This is a genomic window from Actinosynnema sp., from assembly GCF_052038725.1.
The window spans coordinates 1-5,071 of record NZ_JBQGCX010001341.1; the positions used below are offsets into that span (position 1 = coordinate 1).

At 72.2% G+C, this 5,071-nt stretch carries 3 protein-coding genes; 2 read left to right on the top strand and 1 reads right to left on the bottom strand.

Annotated elements, in window-relative coordinates:
- Positions 1-193: 193 nt before the first annotated feature.
- Entirely contained in the window at positions 194-2,536 is a 2,343-nt protein-coding gene (gene pcrA / locus ACTUAL_RS28300) for a DNA helicase PcrA (protein WP_096497062.1), read from the top strand.
- A 638-nt stretch (positions 2,537-3,174) separates the two neighbouring features.
- Positions 3,175-3,600, top strand: a complete 426-nt coding sequence (locus ACTUAL_RS28305) for a hypothetical protein (RefSeq protein WP_440902377.1) — start codon at positions 3,175-3,177, stop codon at positions 3,598-3,600.
- Here the strand turns inward: ACTUAL_RS28305 and ACTUAL_RS28310 are convergent.
- On the bottom strand, positions 3,575-4,300 hold the full coding sequence (locus ACTUAL_RS28310) for a M23 family metallopeptidase (RefSeq protein WP_232520086.1): 726 nt from the start codon (positions 4,298-4,300) through the stop codon (positions 3,575-3,577). The two genes, ACTUAL_RS28305 and ACTUAL_RS28310, sit on opposite strands and share 26 nt — an antisense overlap.
- Positions 4,301-5,071: the final 771 nt, after the last annotated feature.

Here is a 5,071-nt window from a genome sequence, read left to right on the forward strand (position 1 = left end):
GCCCCGGAACGACGAAGCCCCGGAGACCTGTGGACTCCGGGGCTTCGTGGTGGATTGAGCGCGCTAGCGGTCCACGGGAGCCGGAGTCCGGGTCCCGTAGTAAAAGGAGAATGCAGCCGCGAGCACAACGCCATCATGCCACAGCGGCGCGGGACACGGGTGTGACGTGGGCAGGCGGTACCGTGGGTCCACGATGAGCGCCTTGTTCGACTTGCCCTCAAGTCCCCCCTCTTCCGGTTCCGCGTCGCTGCTCGACGGGCTCAACCCGGCGCAGCGCAGGGCGGTGGAGCACGCGGGTTCCCCACTCCTCGTCGTCGCGGGCGCGGGGTCCGGGAAGACGCGCGTGCTCACCCGCCGCATCGCCCACCTGCTCGCCGAGCGCGGCGCGCACCCAGGCGAGATCATGGCCATCACCTTCACCAACAAGGCCGCCGCCGAGATGAAGGAGCGCGTCGCCGACCTCGTCGGCCCGCGCGCCCGCTCGATGTGGGTGTCGACCTTCCACTCGATGTGCGTGCGCCTGGTGCGCCGGGAGCACAAGGCCCTCGGCATCTCGTCCAGCTTCTCGATCTACGACTCGGACGACACCCGCCGCCTCATCACCCTGGTCGCCCGCGACCTGGACCTCGACCCCAAGCGCTACCCGGCGCGCACGCTGGCCATCCACATCTCGAACCTGAAGAACGAGCTGGTCGGCCCCGCGCACGCCGCCGAGGTGGCGGGCAACGACCTGGAGCGCCGGGTCGCCGAGGTCTACGGCGCCTACCAGCGCAGGCTGGTCGAGTCGAACTCGATGGACTTCGACGACCTGATCATGCGCACGGTCGAGCTCCTCCAGGGCAACCCGGCCGTGGCCGAGCACTACCACCGCCGGTTCCGGCACGTGCTGGTCGACGAGTACCAGGACACCAACCACGCCCAGTACACGCTGGTGCGCGAGCTGGTCGGCACCGGCTCGGACGGCGTGCCGCCCGCCGAGCTGTGCGTGGTCGGCGACGCCGACCAGTCCATCTACGCCTTCCGGGGCGCCACGATCCGCAACATCGTGGAGTTCGAGCGCGACTACCCGCAGGCCACCACGGTCCTGCTGGAGCAGAACTACCGCTCGACCCAGACCATCCTGACCGCCGCGAACGCGGTCATCTCGCGCAACCCGGACCGGCGCGACAAGCGGCTGTGGAGCGACCTCGGCGACGGCGAGAAGATCGTTGGGTACGTCGCGGACAACGAGCACGACGAGGCCGCGTTCGTGGCCCGCGAGATCGACCGGCTGGTCGACGGCGGCGACGCGAACAACGGCGAGATCGCCGTGTTCTACCGGACCAACAACCAGTCGCGCGTGTTCGAGGAGATCTTCATCCGCCTCGGCCTGCCCTACAAGGTCGTCGGCGGCGTCCGGTTCTACGAGCGGCGCGAGGTCCGCGACGCCCTGGCCTACCTGCGGGTGCTGTCCAACCCGGACGACACCGTCTCGCTGCGCCGGGTGCTGAACGTGCCCAAGCGCGGCATCGGCGACCGGGCCGAGGCGTGCGTGGCCACCTACGCCGAGCGGGAGCGGGTCAGCTTCGCCACCGCGCTGCGCGCCGCCGTCGCGGGGAAGGTGCCGCTGCTCAACCCGCGCTCCCAGCGCGCCATCAGCGGGTTCGTCGAGCTGCTGGACGAGCTGCGGGCCGGGGTCGAGCGCGGCGACGACGTGGCGTCCGTGCTGGAGGAGGTGCTGGACCGCACCGCCTACCGGGCCGAGCTGGAGGCCAGCGACGACCCGCAGGACCACACCCGCGTGGAGAACCTGAACGAGCTGGTGACCGTGGCCCGCGAGTTCGGCGAGCTGAGCGCGGTGGAGCCCGATGGCGAGCCCGCGCCCGAGCCCGACCCCGGCCAGCCGGTCGCCGGGTCGCTGGACGCCTTCCTGGAGCGGGTGTCGCTGGTCGCCGACGCCGACCAGGTGCCGGACGCCGAGAGCGACGGCGTGGTCACCCTGATGACGCTGCACACCGCGAAGGGCCTGGAGTACCCGGTCGTGTTCTGCACGGGCTGGGAGGACGGGATCTTCCCGCACACCCGCGCGCTGGGCGACCCGGCCGAGCTGTCCGAGGAGCGCAGGCTCGCGTACGTGGGCATCACGCGCGCCCAGCAGCGGCTGTACCTGTCGCGGGCGCTGGTGCGCTCGGCGTGGGGCCAGCCCGCCGCCAACCCGGCGTCGCGCTTCCTGGACGAGATCCCGGCCGACCTGCTGGAGTGGAAGCGCGCCGAGCCGCGCCGGTCCGGCCCGGCCGCGCAGACCACGTGGAGCGGCAGCAGGGGCGGCGCGACGAGCACCTTCGGCACCCGGTCCGGGACGGCCAAGGGGATGCAGAGCGGGCCCTCGCTGAAGCTGGAGGTCGGCGACCGGGTCACGCACGACAAGTACGGGCTGGGCAGCGTGGTGTCCGTGGACGGCGTGGGCGGACCGCGCGCGACGGCCACCATCGACTTCGGCTCCTCGGGCAAGGTCCGGCTGATGCTGATCGGCAGCGTGCCGATGACCAAGCTCTGAGCTGCGGTTCTCGCGGGACCCGGTCGCTGCGGCGGCCGGGTCCCCGCTTTTTTCGGGTTTCTTCCGGACGCGCGCGCAACCGCGGTCGGGCACGGGCGTCTTCCTAGGTGTCACGAGCGGGACGACGGGGGCCGTTGGTGACGCCGGTGGGGTCGCGGGGGAGCGGACCGCGGGGGGTGGGGGATGTGCACGGGGGCAGTGGGGGGACGGCCGGGTCGCGAGCGCGACCCGGCCGTCGCGCTCTCCGGGCCGAGCGCGGGGCGCTGAGGCCGGTTCCGGCGCAGGTCAGGGGCCGCGCACCCGTTCCGCACCCGTCCTGCCACCTCGCGCGGCCCGGAATTGTCAGACCCCTCTGCTTAGCTGAGCGCACTGGTTCGGGCGGTGCGCGCGAGGGGAGCGCGCGTCGTCAGGTCACCCGTTCGGCGGAGGAAGCCCGTTCGTGGCCCGTGAGGGCGGCACAGCGGGGTGAGAGCGCCGTCCTGGACGCCGAAGGGCCGGACGGGGGCTCGGGGGGCTCCTGGACGGTCTGGGGCGGCAGGCGCGTCGTGCGGGCGATCGGTGGGGTCACCGAGGGCAACCGGGTGGCGCCTCCGCGCGTCGATCTTGGTGGAACAGCACGCGAGCGAAGGAGTTCTTCAGTGGAGCAGCGCGCAGCCGGGCAGTCCCACGTCACCCAGGCCCAGCCGGCCCAGTCCCCGGCGGCCCAGAGCCAGCTCGCTCAGGCCCAGCTCGGCCAGACGCAGTTCGGCCAGACGCAGCTCGCTCAGCCCCAGCTCGCCCTGGGCGGTCGCCAGGAGCAGGCGCACGCGGAGCGCGGCCAGGACCGGGACGCGCTCGCCCTGCCGCCGCTCGTGCCGGTGCAGCGGAGTGCCCGCGAGGGCGCGCCGGGAGCGGGGCTGCGGGTGCTCAGGGGCGACGGCGCGGTCCTGCACCACAGCGGTCGCCCAGCGGCCTGGCCCGTGCTCGGGTGCTCGGCGCTGGTCGGGATGGCGCCGGAGCGGGTCGAGCGGGCCTCGCGGCCCGCCGGTCGGCCCTCGGTCAGACCACGATTCCGCGCGCGTTGAGCCAGGTCTGCGGGTTCAGCTTGAGCCCGCCGTCCGACTCCCAGACCTCGAAGTGCAGGTGGGTGCCGGTGGAGACGCCGCGGTTGCCCATGCGCGCGATCTGCTCGCCCGCCTTGACCCGCTGGCCCTTGACCACGCTGTAGCTGTCGACGTGGCCGTAGACGGTGACCTCGCCGGTGTCGTGCAGCACGCGCACCCACAGGCCGAAGCCGCTCGCGGTGCCCGCCTCCAGGATCGTGCCGTCGGCGGCGGACAGGATCGGGGTGCCCGTGGGGCCCGCGATGTCGATGCCGTAGTGCACGGTGCCCCAGCGACCGCCGTACCCGGAGGTGAAGGTGCCCTGGGCGGGGGAGACGAACTTGGGGCGCAGGCGCTCGGCCTCGGCGGCCTCGCGCTGCTCGACGATCTGCTGGCTCTTGGCGAGCTTCTGCGCCTCGGAGGCGGCGTCGACCGTCTTCGCGACCGGGATGATCTGCGGCGCGGCCGGGGCCTCGTCGCCGCCGACGCCGAACGCGGCGGCGCCGTCGGCAGCCGAGGCGGCCAGCGGGACGACCTCGTCGGAGGCGGACTGCGAGGGGCCGCCCAGCGCCTGCACGGTCTGCGCGGCGCCTGCGGCGGCGAACGCGCCGACCGCGACGGCGGCGACCACGACGCGGCCACGCAGCGAGGACGGCGGCGGCGGCAGCCGGTGCGTGCTCACCTCACGGGTGGATGCGCGGTCGACGGCTTCGTCGATGACTGCGCTGTCAGTACTGCCGCCGGGGGAGCGGTGTCGAGACAAGACCAGGCCTTCCGTCTTCGGGGAGTCGGGTCGAGGACTCCGGGCGGGGGATCCCGGTGAGCCGGTCGGGGAACCGACTCCTTGTCCTGGTCGTGACCAGACTGTGACAACGGACCGGGGGACAGTAACGGGGCCGGAGCCCCGAGGGCAATCCCCCGTCCCCCTGTCTACCGAATTGCGGCCGAGCGGAGGACAGGAATACAGATCTGTGACGGCCCGTGACTGGAGAGTGAGCAAACCTGGCGCTTGCAGGCACTATGGGGCGACCCTTTATGTCCCCTTTTTGGGTGAAAGGGCCTACCGACACGTGAATCACCCTCATGTCAATGGTCAAAAGTTGGTGACCCGAATCACGTATCCCCGGCGCTGCGGGGTGCAACGGAGCCCGCTCCGGCCGCACTTCGTCCTTCGGAGTGATCTGTGCAACCCTTTGTGACCGCTTGATTGCGGAAAGTGGTGAGGGTTGTGGCGAGGGGCCCGTGACCTCGGGCGATTCCGAATCACGTGGGGGCGTGACCGACCACTGTGACCGTTCGGCGGGCTTCGGGAAGGCGTTCCTACCCTTCGGTAACCGCCTGTGACCGATCTCGGAACCATCACGCGCGTTATGTGACCGCCCGATCGCGAGGCGTCCCCCACGATTCCCGCCCGGCGCTCCTGGGTATGGGGGCTCGTGGCAAGAGGTCGTGG